15 protein-coding genes, 1 tRNA gene, 2 rRNA genes, 1 other RNA gene and 1 other annotated feature (2 of these 20 only partly in view) are annotated in these 17,500 nt (G+C 38.4%); of the genes, 15 read left to right on the forward strand and 4 right to left on the reverse strand.

Translation table 11 applies throughout. The features are described 5' to 3' along the window. Positions 1 to 1,384: ribosomal RNA gene (locus tag BC6307_RS23030) — 23S ribosomal RNA — on the forward strand (it extends 1,551 nt beyond the left edge of the window). A 78-nt stretch (positions 1,385 to 1,462) separates the two neighbouring features. After that, positions 1,463 to 1,579: ribosomal RNA gene (rrf, locus tag BC6307_RS23035) — 5S ribosomal RNA — on the forward strand. A 1,308-nt stretch (positions 1,580 to 2,887) separates the two neighbouring features. Here rrf and BC6307_RS23045 read toward each other — a convergent pair. Then, positions 2,888 to 3,847: a YaaC family protein gene (locus BC6307_RS23045; protein WP_066421515.1), complete on the reverse strand. Its 960-nt coding sequence runs from the start codon at positions 3,845 to 3,847 to the stop codon at positions 2,888 to 2,890. 124 nt (positions 3,848 to 3,971) lie between these two features. On the opposite strand from BC6307_RS23045, the gene guaB reads away from it, so the two are divergent. From guaB to BC6307_RS23075, 6 genes are all read left to right on the forward strand, one after another. Continuing rightward, positions 3,972 to 5,438: an IMP dehydrogenase gene (gene guaB / locus BC6307_RS23050; RefSeq protein WP_066421517.1), complete on the forward strand. Its 1,467-nt coding sequence runs from the start codon at positions 3,972 to 3,974 to the stop codon at positions 5,436 to 5,438. A 123-nt stretch (positions 5,439 to 5,561) separates the two neighbouring features. Beyond that, complete coding sequence (locus tag BC6307_RS23055) at positions 5,562 to 6,944, forward strand: D-alanyl-D-alanine carboxypeptidase family protein (protein WP_066421519.1); 1,383 nt, start codon at positions 5,562 to 5,564, stop codon at positions 6,942 to 6,944. 264 nt (positions 6,945 to 7,208) lie between these two features. Then, entirely contained in the window at positions 7,209 to 8,093 is an 885-nt protein-coding gene (pdxS, locus tag BC6307_RS23060) for a pyridoxal 5'-phosphate synthase lyase subunit PdxS (RefSeq protein ID WP_066421523.1), read from the forward strand. A 475-nt stretch (positions 8,094 to 8,568) separates the two neighbouring features. Then, positions 8,569 to 9,150, forward strand: coding sequence for a pyridoxal 5'-phosphate synthase glutaminase subunit PdxT (gene pdxT / locus BC6307_RS23065; protein ID WP_066421525.1), 582 nt, complete (start codon positions 8,569 to 8,571; stop codon positions 9,148 to 9,150). Positions 9,151 to 9,212: 62 nt separating this feature from the next. Then, positions 9,213 to 9,445: a binding site (T-box leader), on the forward strand. Positions 9,446 to 9,494: 49 nt separating this feature from the next. Then, positions 9,495 to 10,772: a serine--tRNA ligase gene (gene serS, locus BC6307_RS23070; RefSeq protein WP_066421528.1), complete on the forward strand. Its 1,278-nt coding sequence runs from the start codon at positions 9,495 to 9,497 to the stop codon at positions 10,770 to 10,772. Positions 10,773 to 10,868: 96 nt separating this feature from the next. Then, positions 10,869 to 10,961 (forward strand) — tRNA-Ser (locus BC6307_RS23075). 130 nt (positions 10,962 to 11,091) lie between these two features. On the opposite strand, the gene BC6307_RS23080 is transcribed toward BC6307_RS23075, so the two are convergent. From BC6307_RS23080 to BC6307_RS23090, 3 genes are all read right to left on the reverse strand, one after another. Then, entirely contained in the window at positions 11,092 to 11,760 is a 669-nt protein-coding gene (locus tag BC6307_RS23080) for a deoxynucleoside kinase (protein WP_066421676.1), read from the reverse strand. After that, a complete protein-coding gene (locus tag BC6307_RS23085) occupies positions 11,757 to 12,398 on the reverse strand; it encodes a deoxynucleoside kinase (RefSeq protein ID WP_094366246.1) in 642 nt (213 codons plus the stop codon). The genes BC6307_RS23080 and BC6307_RS23085 overlap by 4 nt, the downstream gene beginning before the upstream one ends. 132 nt (positions 12,399 to 12,530) lie before the next feature. Next, positions 12,531 to 13,082: a cysteine hydrolase family protein gene (locus BC6307_RS23090; RefSeq protein WP_066421680.1), complete on the reverse strand. Its 552-nt coding sequence runs from the start codon at positions 13,080 to 13,082 to the stop codon at positions 12,531 to 12,533. Between the two features lie 75 nt (positions 13,083 to 13,157). On the opposite strand from BC6307_RS23090, the gene tadA reads away from it, so the two are divergent. The 7 genes from tadA to BC6307_RS23125 form a co-directional block, all read left to right on the forward strand. Continuing rightward, positions 13,158 to 13,652 (forward strand): tRNA adenosine(34) deaminase TadA, encoded by a 495-nt coding sequence (gene tadA / locus BC6307_RS23095; protein WP_066421682.1) that lies wholly within the window; start codon positions 13,158 to 13,160, stop codon positions 13,650 to 13,652. 97 nt (positions 13,653 to 13,749) lie between these two features. Beyond that, positions 13,750 to 14,013: signal recognition particle sRNA large type (gene ffs / locus BC6307_RS23100), an RNA gene on the forward strand. Positions 14,014 to 14,342: 329 nt separating this feature from the next. Beyond that, positions 14,343 to 16,019, forward strand: coding sequence for a DNA polymerase III subunit gamma/tau (dnaX, locus tag BC6307_RS23105; protein ID WP_066421685.1), 1,677 nt, complete (start codon positions 14,343 to 14,345; stop codon positions 16,017 to 16,019). A gap of 22 nt (positions 16,020 to 16,041) precedes the next feature. Continuing rightward, the gene (locus tag BC6307_RS23110) at positions 16,042 to 16,365 is read left to right on the forward strand and encodes a YbaB/EbfC family nucleoid-associated protein (RefSeq protein WP_066421694.1); all 324 of its coding nucleotides are present in this window, start codon (positions 16,042 to 16,044) and stop codon (positions 16,363 to 16,365) included. Positions 16,366 to 16,376: 11 nt separating this feature from the next. Then, entirely contained in the window at positions 16,377 to 16,973 is a 597-nt protein-coding gene (gene recR / locus BC6307_RS23115; protein WP_066421687.1) for a recombination mediator RecR, read from the forward strand. 28 nt (positions 16,974 to 17,001) lie between these two features. Beyond that, positions 17,002 to 17,214, forward strand: coding sequence for a YaaL family protein (locus BC6307_RS23120; protein WP_066421689.1), 213 nt, complete (start codon positions 17,002 to 17,004; stop codon positions 17,212 to 17,214). Positions 17,215 to 17,356: 142 nt separating this feature from the next. Further along, positions 17,357 to 17,500, forward strand: partial view of a pro-sigmaK processing inhibitor BofA family protein gene (locus BC6307_RS23125; RefSeq protein ID WP_066421692.1) — the 5' portion only. It continues 120 nt past the right edge of the window; the window shows 144 of its 264 coding nt (coding positions 1-144); it begins with the start codon at positions 17,357 to 17,359; its stop codon lies off the right edge, out of view.

A 17,500-nucleotide genomic window follows, 5' to 3' on the forward strand; every position in this document is an offset into this window, starting at 1 on the left:
CCTAAAGGCTGAGCTGTGATGGCGAGGGAAATATAGTACCGAAGTTCCTGATTCCACACTGCCAAGAAAAGCTTCTAGCGAGGAATATGGTGCCCGTACCGCAAACCGACACAGGTAGGCGAGGAGAGAATCCTAAGGTGAGCGAGAGAACTCTGGTTAAGGAACTCGGCAAAATGACCCCGTAACTTCGGGAGAAGGGGTGCTCTGTTAGGGTGTTAAAGCCCGAGAGAGCCGCAGTGAATAGGCCCAGGCGACTGTTTAGCAAAAACACAGGTCTCTGCGAAGCCGTAAGGCGAAGTATAGGGGCTGACGCCTGCCCGGTGCTGGAAGGTTAAGGGGAAAGGTTAGCGCCTCGGCGCGAAGCTTTGAACCGAAGCCCCAGTAAACGGCGGCCGTAACTATAACGGTCCTAAGGTAGCGAAATTCCTTGTCGGGTAAGTTCCGACCCGCACGAAAGGCGTAACGATCTGGGCACTGTCTCAACCAGAGACTCGGTGAAATTATAGTACCTGTGAAGATGCAGGTTACCCGCGACAGGACGGAAAGACCCCGTGGAGCTTTACTGTAGCCTGATATTGAATTTTGGTACAGCTTGTACAGGATAGGTAGGAGCCTGAGAAGCCGGAGCGCTAGCTTCGGTGGAGGCGTCGGTGGGATACTACCCTGGCTGTATTGAAATTCTAACCCGCGAGCCTTATCGGCTCGGGAGACAGTGTCAGGTGGGCAGTTTGACTGGGGCGGTCGCCTCCTAAAGAGTAACGGAGGCGCCCAAAGGTTCCCTCAGAATGGTTGGAAATCATTCGTAGAGTGTAAAGGCACAAGGGAGCTTGACTGCGAGACCTACAAGTCGAGCAGGGACGAAAGTCGGGCTTAGTGATCCGGTGGTTCCGCATGGAAGGGCCATCGCTCAACGGATAAAAGCTACCCCGGGGATAACAGGCTTATCTCCCCCAAGAGTCCACATCGACGGGGAGGTTTGGCACCTCGATGTCGGCTCATCGCATCCTGGGGCTGTAGTCGGTCCCAAGGGTTGGGCTGTTCGCCCATTAAAGCGGTACGCGAGCTGGGTTCAGAACGTCGTGAGACAGTTCGGTCCCTATCCGTCGTGGGCGTAGGAAATTTGAGAGGAGCTGTCCTTAGTACGAGAGGACCGGGATGGACGCACCGCTGGTGTACCAGTTGTCTTGCCAAAGGCATAGCTGGGTAGCTACGTGCGGACGGGATAAGTGCTGAAAGCATCTAAGCATGAAGCCCCCCTCAAGATGAGATTTCCTTTAGCGCAAGCTAGTAAGATCCCTGAAAGATGATCAGGTTGATAGGTTCGAGGTGGAAGCGTGGCGACACGTGTAGCTGACGAATACTAATCGATCGAGGACTTAACCAATTTAAATGAACGATATGAACGATCTTGATGAAAATATATTATCTAGTTTTGAAAGAACAATTCTTTCAACTAAATATGTCTGGTGATGAAGGCGAAGAGGTCACACCCGTTCCCATACCGAACACGGAAGTTAAGCTCTTCAGCGCCGATGGTAGTTGGGGGCTGTCCCCCTGTGAGAGTAGGACGTCGCCAGGCAGAAGAAAAAACGGTTAGTGCTAATAGGCGCTGACCGTTTTTTAGTTTGTTCGGTATGGGAACGACCGAAGGTCGAAAAGTAAATAATATTGGATTGAATAGAAAAATAGAACAGTACATCCCCGATGGCGTCGGAGAAGCGAGAAGATCGAGGAAGCGAAGGCCGTGAGGACCGGAGTGTACGTTTGCGAGGGTACATGAGGACCGGAGCGGCAGAGCTGACGAAGAGATTCGAAGCTTATCGGGCGCCAACGGCGAACACGGAAGTTAAGCTCTTCGGTGCCGATGGTAGTTGGGGGCTGTCCCCCTGTGAGAGTAGGACGTCGCCAGGCAGAAGAAAAAACGGTTTTGTGCTAATAGGCGCTGACCGTTTTTTTGTTTGTTCGGTATGGGAACGACCGAAGGTCGAAAAGTAAATAATATTAAAATGGAATAGAAAATAAAACAGTACACTCCCGATGGTGCCAGAGAAGCGAGAAGATCGAGGAAGCGAAGGCCGTGAGGACCGGAGTGTACGTTTGCGAGGGTACATGAGGACCGGAGCGGCAGAGCTGACGAAGAGATTCGAAGCTTATCGGGCGCCAACGGCGAACACGGAAGTTAAGCTCTTCGGTGCCGATGGTAGTTGGGGGCTGTCCCCCTGCGAGAGTGGGACGTCGCCAGGCAAAAGAAAAAACGGTTAGTGCTAATAGGTGCTGACCGTTTTTTTGTTGTCTAGTTCCAGGCGTTAGCGGCTAACAAACTTCCCATTCTGTCCGTACGATAAGTCAACATCGGTTCATGCTAACGCATTCACCGTGTTTCCTTTATCTCCTACCAGAATAGTCCAGTTTGTACGCCGCTGATCGAACGCCTTCCACTTTTCTACTTTGTTCGGTATAGGGACGATCGGAAGGAAGGTAAATAATATTGGAATTGTAAAAAGAAATAGTAAAATAAACCCCGATGGCGTCAGAAAGGAGAGAAGGCCGTGAGAACCGGAGCGGCAGAGCTGACTAGGGAGAACATGAAACTTCATCGGGAGCCATGGAGACACAGAAGGTAAGCTCTTAGGTGTCGGATACTGTATCCCTATGATAATAGAATATTGCCGGACAAGAGAAAAAATGGTTTAGCGCTTTTAAACGCTGAACCATTTTAAAATTATTGTAAAGGGAATAAAAAAGTAAAAAACTTGTTAATCATAAAAAACTCTTATTGTAAGTCGTAGCCAATAAAAATAATCATGTTACATTAAAACGGCAAGTAAGCATTGACATTGACCTAAAATGTCCCCTTTACTCACTAAATGATGAAGATGAATTCCATTTAAACACAATCAAATTGTTTCTTTATAAATTCATAAAGAATATAAGGAATTTTTTCCTCAGTAATGTGTAGAAAGTTTGTAATATACGTTAAATCACTGCTATGAAACGTGTGTATTAACTCACCCCACCATTCTGTTTCGTAACGGCAAACCATACTTAAATTATATAAAACTAAATAATGAATGAGCGTATCGGAAAGCTCCCATAACAATTGCTTATTCTTAGGAAAGTAAATGGATTCATTTGAAAAATTAATATATAGTGGGGCTGAATTTATAATACGTATCTCTCCTGTGAAAATAAAGACCTTTTCTGCCTCACTACCAGCTTTAAATTGCAAAGGTGTATTATGTTCTACATATTGTACGAACCTATCATGTGTCATTTTATAGTGATCTAATATAGTTGCTGGTATCTCATACTGCTCACTGTTAAGAGTACCTATTTTATAAAAAGGTGAAGATTTTTCAATGTATCGGAATGGAAGTTCTAACTCAGGGACAGAAGAAAGAAGTTGCTTCATCGTGTATTTTGTACCTTCCAGTTGTTTCACATGAAACATTTTGTCGGAAAAGTGCGTAAAAAGTCCGTTTTTTTGAATTTTTACTTCGTCTTGTAGGAAAGAATAACCTTGTTTCTTTCTTTTTCTCGTTGAAACACCATGTGCTAATACTGATGTTGTTTCAGGATATAAAGGGTCAACAGTTAATAAACAAGCTTTTAATAGTTGAATCATTCCATAAAAGAGTAGTACTGGTCGGATAGATAAAGGAGCTGTTTTAGCTGATTGATAATACGTTAATCCGTGTTCAATAAAATAAATAAAACTATAAACATTTTCGTAGCTTTTTTGCTCCGCTTGCTGAATGTTTTTCTTTTTATAGCAATTAAACAAGTTTGACTGCACTACATCCGTTGATTGAAATGATTGGTAAAGAAGGGCAATATCGGTTTTCATTTTAGTATTCTCCTTAAAGATAATTTATCTGAAAAATCTAACATATCCTGTTGTCCTTGACAGTATTTTAACCAGTTGTTAATCTACTAATAATATTTTTTCCTATAAAGGGGGATTTTTTGTCATGTGGGAACGTAAATTCGAAAAAGAAGGCTTAACGTTTGATGATGTTTTATTAGTGCCGGCAAAGTCAGAGGTACTTCCAAGAGATGTCGATTTATCTGTACAATTATCAGATACTTTAAAGTTAAACATTCCAATTATTAGTGCTGGTATGGATACTGTAACAGAAGCACAAATGGCAATTGCGATGGCTAGACAAGGTGGTTTAGGTATAATCCATAAAAATATGTCAATTGAGCAGCAATCGGAGCAAGTAGATAAAGTTAAGCGATCTGAGCGCGGAGTTATTACTAATCCATTTTATTTAACACCAGATCATCAAGTATATGATGCAGAACATTTAATGGGTAAATATAGAATTTCTGGTGTTCCAATCGTAAATAATGACGAAGAGCAAAAATTAGTTGGAATTCTTACGAACAGAGATTTGCGTTTTATTCAAGACTTCTCCATTAAAATAAGTGATGTCATGACAAAAGAAAATTTAGTAACAGCCCCAGTAGGAACGACTTTAGAAGAGGCGGAAAAGGTTTTACAAAAATATAAAATTGAAAAGCTTCCGTTAGTAGATGAAGACGGAGTATTAAAAGGGTTAATAACGATTAAAGATATCGAAAAAGTAATTGAATTTCCGCACTCAGCAAAAGATGAGCAAGGTAGATTAATTGTTGGTGCTGCTGTTGGTGTTACAGGAGATACGATGCTACGAGTTGAAAAACTAGTTGCAGCAGGCGTTGATGTTATCGTAGTAGATACTGCTCATGGACATTCACAAGGTGTACTAAGTACTGTTTCAAAAATTCGCGAACAATATCCTGACTTAAATATTATTGCAGGAAATGTTGCTACTGGAGAAGCGACTAGGGCATTAATTGAAGCGGGTGCAAATATCATTAAAGTTGGTATCGGACCTGGGTCTATTTGTACAACTCGTGTTGTTGCTGGTGTCGGAGTACCTCAAATTACTGCCGTGTATGATTGTGCTACGGAGGCGAGGAAATTTGGAGTACCTATTATTGCTGATGGTGGGATAAAGTACTCTGGAGATATCGTGAAAGCACTAGCTGCTGGAGGCCATGTAGTTATGTTAGGTAGTATGTTAGCTGGAACAACGGAAAGTCCAGGTGAAACAGAAATCTATCAAGGAAGAAGATTTAAAGTATATCGTGGTATGGGCTCCATTGCCGCTATGGAAAAAGGTAGTAAAGACCGATATTTCCAAGAAGATAATAAAAAGTTTGTACCTGAAGGGATTGAAGGAAGAATCCCTTATAAAGGGCCGGTTCATGAAACAATTTACCAACTAATAGGTGGAATCAGATCTGGTATGGGATACTGTGGAACTGCTGATTTACAAGCTTTAAGGGAAAATTCCCAATTCATAAAAATGACAGGTGCTGGATTAAGAGAAAGCCATCCACATGATGTTCAAATTACTAAAGAAGCACCTAACTATTCTGTAACATAATAAATTAGGACTTTAGTCTAAAATAGACAGGTGAAGACTTACAAATCTTTCCCTGTCTATTTTTTTTGATAACTTTATGTTAAAATAACACCTATGTGAAAAAAAAGATGGAGGTTTAAAAACGTGAAAAAAATAAGCTATTTACACAAATTGTTTGTAAGTTTAATAACAATAGCTTTACTAACAACTGCTGTTACGATTCCTGCAAATGCAGAAGAGGTTGATACGTTAAATATAAATGCTAGCGCAGCTATTTTAATAGATTTTGAAACTGGCAAAGTTTTATATGATAAAAATGCTGATACACTGCTTCCTGTTGCAAGTATGACTAAAATGATGACAGAGTATCTTTTATTAGAAGCAATTCACGATGGAAAACTAGCATGGGATGATGAATATGAAGTAAGTGAGGTAGTTTATCATATATCTCAACAATACCCAGCTTTATCAAATGTTCCACTTAGAAGAGACGGAGTATATAGTGTAAGGGAACTTTATGAAGCGATGGCAATTTATTCAGCAAATGGAGCGACAATTGCATTAGCTGAAATGGTTGCAGGTTCTGAGACGAATTTCGTACGAATGATGAATGAAAAAGCTGGAGAGCTTGGATTAGAAGATTACGAATTCATTAACTCGACAGGTTTAAATAATGAAGATATGGGTGGTTATCATCCAGAAGGAACGGCTCCTGATGCTGAAACAAGATTATCTGCACGTGCTACTGCAAAGTTAGCCTACCATCTAATTCATGATTTCCCGGAAATATTAGAAACTGCAAGTATTCCGAAAAAGGTTTTCAGAGAAGGTACTAGCGACGCTATTGACATGCCTAACTGGAACTGGATGGTTTCAACGGAAAGATACGCATTTAATAAAGATGGCGCTGTAGTTGATGGACTTAAAACTGGAAGTACGTTAAATGCTGGTTATTGTTTTACTGGAACGGTAGAACATAATGGTAAAAGATTAATTACTGTAGTTATGAATGCAACAAAGGATGAGAGTAATACGGAGCAATTACCACCTCAAGCATTCCGTTTTTTAGAAACTGCTAGAATGTTTAGCTATGGTTTAGATAATTTTAATTTAGTTGAGTTGTTCCCTGAAGGATATCAACCGGAAGAAACTACATTACCTGTAATTAAAGGGAAAGATAAAGAAGTTGAGATTGCTACAGTAGAACCATTAAATATGATGGTGAAACGTGGGGAAGAAGAACAATTTGAACCAGTTTTCGTAATAAATGAAGAACTATTAAATGAAAATGGTGAATTAATCGCACCGATAGAAAAAGGAACGAAAATAGGATATTTCACTGTTGAATATACTGGTGGACAAGACTTAGGGTATCTTTATGATGATGGGTCAGTTGGAACAGTAGACGTAGTAACTGTGGCAGATGTACAAAAAGCAAACTGGTTCGTACTTGTTATGAGAGGAATTGGAGGCTTCTTTGGAGATATCTGGTCTAGTGTAGCTAGTACCGTTAAAGGATGGTTCTAAAATCCTCTAGAAAAAGCTATTTAAAGGGAGTAAATACTTCCTTAAATAGCTTTTTTCTATAAAGTGAATGAAACATATTTTAAAAGAGGCGATTAATTACGAACGTTACAAGACGTAATTTTACTTATTGAATGAGTTTGTTTTTATTTATATAGAAATATATTAGGATTTTTATAAAAATTAAGGTAAAATAAAGAACAGAATGAAAACAATTAGGACAACACTGTCCAAATAATATCAATATACATAGAGGGGGATTTTAAAATGAGTCAAAAAGGAACAGAACGTGTAAAACGTGGTATGGCTGAAATGCAAAAAGGCGGCGTTATTATGGACGTTGTTAATGCAGAACAAGCTAAAATTGCAGAAGAAGCTGGTGCTGTAGCTGTAATGGCATTAGAAAGAGTACCTGCAGACATTAGAGCAGCAGGTGGAGTAGCTAGAATGGCAGATCCAACAATTGTTGAGGATGTAATGAATGCTGTTTCTATTCCAGTAATGGCAAAAGCTCGAATTGGTCATATTGTAGAGGCAAAAGTGTTAGAGGCAATGGGTGTTGACTACATCGATGAGAGTGAAGTGTTAACTCCAGCTGACGAAGAATACCATTTAGATAAACGTCCATACACAGTTCCGTTTGTATGTGGTTGCCGTGATTTAGGAGAAGCAGCTCGTCGTATTGGAGAAGGAGCTTCGATGCTTCGTACAAAAGGTGAGCCAGGAACAGGTAATATCGTTGAAGCTGTTCGTCATATTCGTAAAGTAAATGCACAAGTAAGAAAAGTAGTTCATATGAGTGAAGACGAAATTATGACAGAAGCAAAATTATTAGGTGCACCATTTGAATTATTATTAGAAATTAAACGTCTTGGGCGTTTACCGGTAGTTAACTTTGCAGCTGGTGGAGTTGCTACTCCTGCAGATGCTGCATTAATGATGCAATTAGGAGCAGATGGTGTTTTCGTAGGATCTGGAATTTTCAAATCAGACAACCCTGCTAAATTCGCACGTGCTATTGTAGAAGCAACGACTCATTATCAAGACTATGAATTAATTGCTCATCTTTCTAAAGGTCTAGGAAGCGCAATGAAAGGTATCGAGATTTCTACACTACTACCAGAAAACCGCATGCAAGATCGCGGCTGGTAATACGAAAAGCGGAGGGCGCTCGCTTATCGGCGACAAGCACAAGACAAGCGCTGTAGAAGGGCGCTTTTTGCCCTTCGGAAGTGATTGACTTGTGACCTCGAGCCGATAGCGCCCAGAGCTAGACAATACGAAAAGCGGAGGGCGCTCGCTTATCGGCGACAAGCACAAGACAAGCGCTGTAGAAGGGCGCTTTTTGCCCTTCGGAAGTGATTGACTTGTGACCTCGAGCCGATAGCGCCCAGAGCTAGACAATACGAAAAGCGGAGGGCGCTCGCTTATCGGCGACAAGCACAAGACAAGCGCTGTAGAAGGGCGCTTTTTGCCCTTCGGAAGTGATTGACTTGTGACCTCGAGCCGATAGCGCCCAGAGCTAGACAATAAGAAAAGCGAAGGCGGCCAGTTTTAGCCGCCTTTACATCAAACAAACAATATATGCAATTTATGTACTCAACGTGTAACAAAGGAGTTTTTATTAATGGTGAAAATAGGAGTACTTGGACTACAAGGAGCTGTTCGTGAGCATATACGATCTGTAGAAGCATCTGGTGCAGAAGCGGTCGTTATCAAAAAAGCAGAACAGTTACAAGAAGTAGATGGACTTATCATGCCAGGTGGGGAAAGTACGACCATGCGTCGTTTAATTGATAAATATCAATTTATGGAACCACTTAAACAGTTTGCACAATCCGGAAAACCAATGTTTGGTACATGCGCTGGTTTAATACTATTAGCTAAAAACATTGTAGGTTACTCAGAACCACATATAGGCGTTATGGACGTAACGGTAGAGCGTAACTCTTTCGGACGCCAAGTAGATAGCTTTGAAGCAGAATTAACGATTGCTGGTATTGCTAATGATTTCGTTGGAGTTTTCATTCGTGCACCTCACATAGTTGAAGTAGGGGAAAACGTTGAAGTACTATGTAAACATAACGGGAGAATTGTAGCCGCAAAACAGGACCAATTTCTTGGTTGTTCGTTTCATCCAGAATTAACAGAAGATCACCGTATTACACAATACTTTGTTAACATGGTGAAAGAATCAAAAGTAAATTAATGAATAAAACTATTGCAAGTAAGTTAAACTTATAGTAAATTATTCGTTAATAACAAAATATCATTACAGCGTTGATAGGAAATAGTAACAAGATCTTTATTCTAAGAGAGCTGGTGGTTGGTGCAAACCAGTGAATAAACCTTGTGAATCCATCCTTGAGCAAAAGTCCGAACTACTATTAGGCTAGTTAAGTAAGACTTTTCGGTTAAAAAGCCGTTATCAAATGGAGTGGAAAGGAAGGTGTTTTTCCTTTCAACAAGGGTGGCAACACGGGTATTAGACTCTCGTCCCTATTTAGGGGACGGGAGTTTTTTGTATTTTTTTAAAAAAAGGAGGAAAAAATTATGTTGGATCTAAAATTTTTAAGAGATAACTTCGAGGATGTAAAGAATAAATTACAGCACCGTGGAGAAGATTTATCGGATTTAAATCAGTTTGAAGACCTAGATGTTAGACGACGTCAGTTATTATCTGAGACAGAACTGTTGAAAAGTAAGCGTAATGAAGTATCACAGCAAATAGCTGTGTTAAAGAGAGAGAAGAAAGATGCAGAGCAGTTTATTAAAGAAATGCGAGAAGTAGGAGATAAGGTTAAGGCGCTTGATGAAGAATTAAAAGGAGTAGAAGAAAAGTTAGAGCTTTTATTATTATCTATCCCAAATATCCCTCATGAATCTGTTCCTGTTGGAGAAACGGAAGATGATAATGTAGAAGTTAGAAAATGGGGAGAGTTACCGAGCTTTTCTTTTGAACCTAAGCCTCATTGGGATATTGCTGATGAATTAGAAATATTAGATTTTGAACGCGCAGGAAAAGTAACTGGAAGTCGCTTCGTATTTTACCGTGGTTTAGGAGCTCGATTAGAAAGAGCGTTATTTAATTTTATGTTAGATTTACATGTAGATGAACACGGATATACAGAAGTATTACCACCATATATGGTTAACCGTGCTAGTATGACAGGTACAGGGCAGTTACCTAAGTTTGAAGAAGATGCTTTTTTAATTGAAAGCGAAGATTATTTTTTAATTCCAACTGCGGAAGTACCGATTACCAATATACACAGAGATGAAATTTTAACAGGTGAGCAACTACCTATTAACTATGCTGCATTTAGTGCATGTTTCCGTTCTGAAGCAGGGTCAGCTGGACGCGATACGAGAGGATTAATTCGTCAGCATCAATTTAATAAGGTAGAGTTAGTGAAATTTGTTAGGCCAGAGGATTCTTATGAAGAATTAGAAAAATTAACTGGTAATGCAGAAAAAGTATTACAGTTACTTGGACTACCATATCGAGTGATGAGCATGTGTACTGGAGATCTTGGATTTACAGCTGCTAAAAAATATGATATTGAAGTATGGATTCCTAGCTACGGTACATACCGGGAAATTTCTTCTTGCAGTAACTTTGAAGCATTCCAAGCTAGAAGGGCAAACATCCGTTTCCGTAGAGAGAAAAATGGAAAACCAGAGCATGTACACACATTGAATGGTTCTGGATTAGCAATAGGACGTACTGTCGCTGCAATTATTGAAAATTATCAGCAGGAAGATGGTAGTATTTTAATTCCGGAAGTATTGCGCCCATATATGGGAAATAAAGAATATATTACGAAATAGTGAACAAAATAAAAGGTAGGGGAAATCCCTACTTTTTGTTTTGTTATTTTGTTGACAACCTATTTCTAAATATGATATATTACTTCTTGTCGATACGGAGGAATACCCAAGTCCGGCTGAAGGGATCGGTCTTGAAAACCGACAGGGGTGTTAAAGCCCGCGGGGGTTCGAATCCCTCTTCCTCCGCCATTTGATAATTATAAGGTATGACCTTACACGCATAATCTGGAGATAAAATTGTTACCTGGAGAAGTAACAATTTTTTTATGTCAGACATGACAAAAGCCGCCTAATTAGGCGGCTTTATTTTTTTGCTCTTTTATTTTTTTAGTAGTTCTGTCTGTCTCATGAAATATGATATTTTCTCAACAATAGGTTCAATGGAATTAGCATCTTTAAGAACATCATATTCATTAATATTAAGGCGTAAAACAGGGCAAGCGTGGAAGTTATTGATCCAATTTTCATAACGACCATGCATTTCTTCCCAGTAACTAATTGGTGTTTGCTGCTCCATTGGACGCCCACGTTCTTCTATTCTTTGTAGGATGTCATCTAGACTACCTTCTAAGTAGATTAGTAAATCTGGATGTGGAAAATAAGGTGTCATTACCATTGCATCAAAAAGGCTAGTATATGTTTCATAATCTACTGGCGTCATTGTTCCTTTTTCATAATGCATTCTAGCAAATATCCCTGTATCCTCGTAAATGGAACGATCTTGAATAAAGCCACCACCATATTCAAAAATCTTCTTCTGCTCTTTAAACCTTTCTGCCAAAAAATATACTTGTAAATGAAAGCTCCAACGTTCAAAGTCAGCGTAAAATTTATCTAAGTAAGGATTTGTATCTACTTTTTCGAATGAAGTGCGAAATCCTAGTGCTTGTGCTAATGATGTTGTCATCGTAGACTTTCCAACACCAACTGTACCTGCAACAGTAATAACAGCGTTAGAAGGAATACCATACTTTTCTCTTAAATTCATGAAATAATTACTCCTTTATACAAAGTTTCCTTTAATTGATTAATAATTAGTTGTAAATCCTCTTCACGTTGTACAAAATCAATGGAATCTCCGTTATATTTCAATACAGGGATAGTAGGATTTTCTTTAATAAAGTCTTCCATTGCAACTTCATAGTCCATACTTAATTGTTGTAAGTAGAGTGGATCGATATTTTTTTCAATATCTCTACCTCGCATTTGAATACGATCCAATAATGTATCTAAACTAGCATTTAAATAGATAACAACATTAGGTACTGGCATATCAGCAGTTAATATTTGATAAATTTTTAAATACTTATTGTATTGATTTTGCTTTAAAGTGCGTTTAGCAAAAATAATATTTTTCATTATGTGATAATCTGCTACGACAGATTGATTCTTTTGTAGATAGTGTTTGTCGATATCTTCTAATTGCTTATAGCGATTACAAAGAAAAAACATTTCTGTTTGAAAGCTCCACTCATCAATATTCGTATAAAACTTCCCTAAAAATGGATTTTCATCGACAATTTCTTTTAATAGTTGGTAATTAAACTCTTCGGAGATTCTTTTCGCTAAAGATGTTTTACCAACACCTATAGGACCTTCAACTGTAATAAATGGTGTTGCTTGCAAGTAGATGCACCCCTTCATTCATAAAACGACAAGATATTCTATATCTAGACAGATACAGATTATTCTACCATATATGTTGACAGAATAGGGCGGTAAATTATAACTAATGTAAAAAAGAGACAAAGCTAAGTGCTAGTCTCTTATATCAAGTAAATTCACGATATCGGTGGAGGTCACAATCGTTGCTTTCATTACATTTTTCATCATTGTTAAAGCATGTAAATTATCGTGATTATTATTAGAAGCGATGCAGTCTTTTAACGCGTAAAGTTTGTATCCCCTCATGTATGCGTCATTTGCAGTAAATAAAACACATATATTACCTGCTAGTCCTGTTAAAATAAGGCTATCTATTTTCAATTCAGTTAACAATGTATGTAGAGCTGTTTCATAAAAAGCAGAGTGCTTAGGTTTAATCAAAAAAAAGTCGTCTTGTTCAGGCTCCAGTATATCTATAATATGTTTGCTACGTATGTTAGAACATTTTTCAATAATTTTATTGTAGTCCGCTTGCCAAATCCCGTAGTGATCATTTACATAAATAATAGGGATCTTCAATTTTTTTAATTTCTTTTTTAGTGCTAAAAGGTCCGGAACAAAAGCTTGTGTCTTTTCCGCAAGAACAGCACCATGTCCAAATTGAAAATCATTAATTATATCGATTATTAACAATGCATGTGACATATGTACACCCCCATTGTTGATTAGTGTATGGATTATCATGTTAAAATATAGGTAGAAAAAAGAGAGGAAATGAATATGGAACAAACTATAGATGAGGTATTTATGAAAGAGGCAATAAAGGAAGCGGAAAAAGCGCTAGAAAAGATGGAAGTTCCAATTGGAGCGGTAATAGTGAAGGACGGAGAGATAATTGCAAGGGGACATAATATTAGAGAGACGAGCCAACGGTCTATCACTCATGCAGAAATACTAGCAATCGATGAAGCGTGTGAAAAGCTAGGTAGTTGGCGTTTAGAAGATACAACTCTATATGTAACATTAGAACCATGTCCAATGTGTGCAGGTGCAATTATCCAATCAAGAATAAAAAAGGTAGTGTACGGTGCAAAAGACCCGAAAGCAGGTTGTGCTGGAACATTAATGAACCTATTAAATGATAACAGGTTTAATCATCAAACAGATGTGGAACTAGGTATATTAGAAGAGGAATGTGGATTAATGTTATCTACTTTTTTCAAACAGTTAAGAGAAAGAAAAAAGAAAGAAAAGCAACAAAATCAAACCTCCTAATTATTTACAGGTGGACAAGGTTGATTTTTTTATGAAAAACATATATACTCTATTTATGCGTTACTAATAACGCACATAACTAATAGTTATACTTTTGCCGTGCTAAGCGGGGAGGTAGCGGTGCCCTGTACTCGCAATCCGCTCTAGCGAGGCCGAATCCCTTCTCGAGGTTAACAGGCTGTAGGGCTGCCTTAAGTAAGTGGTGTTGACGCTTGGGTCCTGCGCAATGGGAACCCGTGAACTATGTCAGGTCCGGAAGGAAGCAGCATTAAGCGGATCATCCCATGTGCCGCAGGGTTGCCTGAGCCGAGCTAACTGCTTAAGTAACGCCTATGGCGGTTAATCGACAGAAGGTGCACGGCAGTTATACTTAAGAACAACTCACCTAATAAAATAGGTGAGTTTTTTCATGTTTTCAAGGAGACACATCCATGCAAGTAAATTTGCACCATGGCGCATGAAAATGGGAGGTTCGACTTTGAAGAGCTACAACCTTTTACCTTTTTGGATTTCGAACCGTGAATGGAGCGGACATTATACTCCTCATCCCACTTTTCCGGTTAGCCAATAGGCAAGCTCATTGGGTAATTATAATTAAAGATTTGAAGGATAAGTACAACTTAAAGGCTTTGAATCTATGTAACCCATAAGGTATAATAAATTGAATGAGAAATGGAAGGGGGCATATTCATGGCATATCAAGCTTTATATCGTGTTTTTCGTCCGCAACTTTTTGAAGATGTCGTTGGACAAGAGCATATTACGAAAACGTTACAAAACGCCTTGCTCCAACAGAAATTTTCTCATGCGTATTTATTTTCTGGACCGAGGGGAACGGGAAAAACAAGTGCTGCAAAAATATTAGCGAAAGCAGTAAACTGTGAGCGAGCTCCAGTTTCAGAACCTTGTAATGAATGCCCTTCGTGTAAAGGGATTACCGACGGGTCTATTGCTGACGTGATTGAAATTGATGCTGCATCAAATAACGGTGTTGATGAAATACGTGATATAAGAGATAAAGTAAAGTTTGCACCAAGTGCTGTAAAGTATAAAGTTTATATTATAGATGAAGTACATATGTTATCTATTGGAGCTTTTAACGCTTTATTAAAAACATTAGAAGAACCACCAAAACATGTTATTTTTATACTAGCTACAACAGAACCACATAAAATACCTTTAACCATTATCTCTCGTTGTCAACGTTTTGACTTTAGAAGGATTACTGCAGAAGCTATCGTGGGAAGAATGGAAACCGTTATAAACGCACAAAACATTTCGGTGGAACCGAATGCTCTCTCCATTATAGCAAGGGCTGCAGAAGGTGGAATGAGGGATGCGCTAAGTTTATTAGACCAAGCAATCTCATTTAGTGACGGTAACTTAACCATTCAAGATGCCCTTTCGATTACAGGATCAGTTTCTCAATCCTTTTTAACAGAATTAGTAGGAGCTATAAACGATAAAGACGTTAGTCGCGCATTAGATGCTCTTAGCTCTCTGTTCCAACTTGGGAAAGACCCTGTACGCTTCCTTGAAGACTTAATCTTTTATTTTAGAGATATGCTTCTATATAAAGCAGCCCCTAATTTAGATTCTATTTTAGATTTAGTACAAGTGGATGATAAATTTCAACAATTTGCTGAGCAATTCTCTTCCGAAGCTATATACGAAACGATTGACATATTAAATAAAAGTCAACAAGAGATGAAATGGACAAATCATCCTAGAATTTTTTTAGAGGTTGCCGTTGTTAAACTGTGTAAACACTCAGCAGGCCCAGTAGAATCAGCCAATCAAGAAGAAGTGAATTCACTTCTTCAAAAGGTCCAACAGCTTGAAAAAAGGGTGATGGATTTAACGAAAAATCCAGTTGTTCAAGAACAGAAAGACAATCCGAAAGCAACACCAAGGCAAGGAAATCGAAATTCATTTAAGCCGGCGGTCGGAAGAATAAACGAAATTTTAAAATCAGCAACTAGAGAAAATTTAGAAACCATTAAACGTAGTTGGCCAAACCTATTAGATACATTGAAACGACAAAACAAAGTTTCGCATGCAGCCTTATTAAATGATAGTGAACCTGTTGCTGCAGCTAACCAAGCATTTGTGTTAAAATTTAAATATGAAATACATTGTCAAATGGCGACAGAGGAACAAGTAAAAAGTAATATAGAACATATAATATATGAACTTACAGGAAATAGCCTTGAAATGATAGCTGTTCCAGCTGAACAATGGCAAAGTATTAGGGAATCGTTCTTACAAGGCCAAAAAGCTTCTAATAAATCAGAAGAGGAAGTAGACCCTCTTGTTGAAGAAGCAAAAAAGCTAGTGGGAATAGAATTACTTGAAATTCAAGAATAACTTTAGGAGGAAATAGATTATGATGCGTGGCGGAATGGGAAATATGCAAAAAATGATGAAACAAATGCAAAAATTACAAAAGGATATGGCGAAGGCTCAAGAAGAGCTTGCAGAAAAAACAATGGAAGGTACAGCTGGTGGCGGGATGGTTACCGTAGTTGTTAACGGTCAAAAAGAAGTAATTGACGTTAAGATAAAAGAAGAAGTAGTAGATCCAGAAGATATTGAAATGCTACAAGACTTAGTGTTAGCTGCAACAAATGATGCGTTAAAGAAAATGGAAGATTTAACAAACGAGACAATGGGCCAATTCACTAAAGGAATGAATATGCCTGGAATGTTCTAGGAGGATTCTAAATGCACTATCCTGAGCCTATATCAAAACTAATAGATAGTTTTATGAAATTGCCAGGGATTGGGCCGAAAACGGCGGCCCGACTGGCTTTTTTTGTATTAAATATGAAAGAAGATACGGTATTAGATTTTGCTAAAGCACTTGTTAATGCAAAACGAAACTTATCTTATTGCACCGTTTGTGGGCATATTACAGATAAAGACCCATGCTATATTTGTGAAGACCAACATAGGAATCGTAGTACTATATGTGTAGTACAAGAAACAAAAGATGTAATTGCGATGGAAAAAATGAAAGAGTACAGTGGTCAATATCATGTTTTACATGGGGCAATATCTCCAATGGATGGAATTGGGCCAGAGGATATTAAAATCGCTGAACTAATAAAACGACTCCAAGATAATGAAGTACAAGAAGTAATACTAGCTACTAACCCTAATATAGAAGGTGAAGCAACCGCAATGTATATTTCGAGGTTGTTAAAACCTTCAGGTATTAAGTTGACGAGAATTGCTCACGGTTTGCCAGTTGGCGGGGATTTAGAATATGCGGATGAAGTAACATTATCTAAAGCGTTAGAAGGAAGAAGAGAAATATAAACTGATCGGCTATAAGGAGTTTACACCCATGTTTTTTCGTAAGAAAGATAAACTGAAAAAAAAGTATGATGAAAAACTGCTAAATATGATTGAAGCTAATAAGAAAACATGGAATACGCAAAAGGCAATTTTAGAAAAAAGTTTAGATCCATCTGAAGATGTGATTTGTAAAATGAAAATAGAAGAAGCGAAATACTTATTTCTATTGAAAGAAGTAAGAGTACGTCATAACCGAAATTAAAAGGAGCAAAATTGCTCCTTTTCTTTTTTTGTGTAGTTACTATAATAGTTTGCTAAATGGATAATAAGAATTGTAAATATTTAGTTCTGAATACTAAAAGGCGACATATACTTTAGTACAAGCTTTTTAGGGGGAAGGACGATTGGAAACATATATTATTATTGGAGTGTTAGCTGGAATAATACTATTATTGCTACTTGTTGGCGCACCTATTAAACCAGTGCGATTTATAGGTCAAGGAGTTATTAAGCTAATGATCGGAGCATTATTCTTATTTTTCCTTAAT

Origin of the sequence: Sutcliffiella cohnii (assembly GCF_002250055.1) — a bacterium.
In the GTDB taxonomy this organism is placed as follows: domain Bacteria; phylum Bacillota; class Bacilli; order Bacillales; family Bacillaceae_I; genus Sutcliffiella; species Sutcliffiella cohnii.

Coding starts and splice junctions, on each gene's coding strand:
- serS (WP_066421528.1), top strand. CDS start 9,495: ATGTTGGATCTAAAATTTTTAAGAGATAACTTCGAGGATGTAAAGAAT.
- BC6307_RS23120 (WP_066421689.1), top strand. CDS start 17,002: ATGTTTTTTCGTAAGAAAGATAAACTGAAAAAAAAGTATGATGAAAAA.
- guaB (WP_066421517.1), top strand. CDS start 3,972: ATGTGGGAACGTAAATTCGAAAAAGAAGGCTTAACGTTTGATGATGTT.
- BC6307_RS23045 (WP_066421515.1), bottom strand. CDS start 3,847: ATGAAAACCGATATTGCCCTTCTTTACCAATCATTTCAATCAACGGAT.
- BC6307_RS23110 (WP_066421694.1), top strand. CDS start 16,042: ATGCGTGGCGGAATGGGAAATATGCAAAAAATGATGAAACAAATGCAA.
- pdxT (WP_066421525.1), top strand. CDS start 8,569: ATGGTGAAAATAGGAGTACTTGGACTACAAGGAGCTGTTCGTGAGCAT.
- pdxS (WP_066421523.1), top strand. CDS start 7,209: ATGAGTCAAAAAGGAACAGAACGTGTAAAACGTGGTATGGCTGAAATG.
- BC6307_RS23080 (WP_066421676.1), bottom strand. CDS start 11,760: ATGAATTTAAGAGAAAAGTATGGTATTCCTTCTAACGCTGTTATTACT.
- dnaX (WP_066421685.1), top strand. CDS start 14,343: ATGGCATATCAAGCTTTATATCGTGTTTTTCGTCCGCAACTTTTTGAA.
- tadA (WP_066421682.1), top strand. CDS start 13,158: ATGGAACAAACTATAGATGAGGTATTTATGAAAGAGGCAATAAAGGAA.
- BC6307_RS23090 (WP_066421680.1), bottom strand. CDS start 13,082: ATGTCACATGCATTGTTAATAATCGATATAATTAATGATTTTCAATTT.
- recR (WP_066421687.1), top strand. CDS start 16,377: ATGCACTATCCTGAGCCTATATCAAAACTAATAGATAGTTTTATGAAA.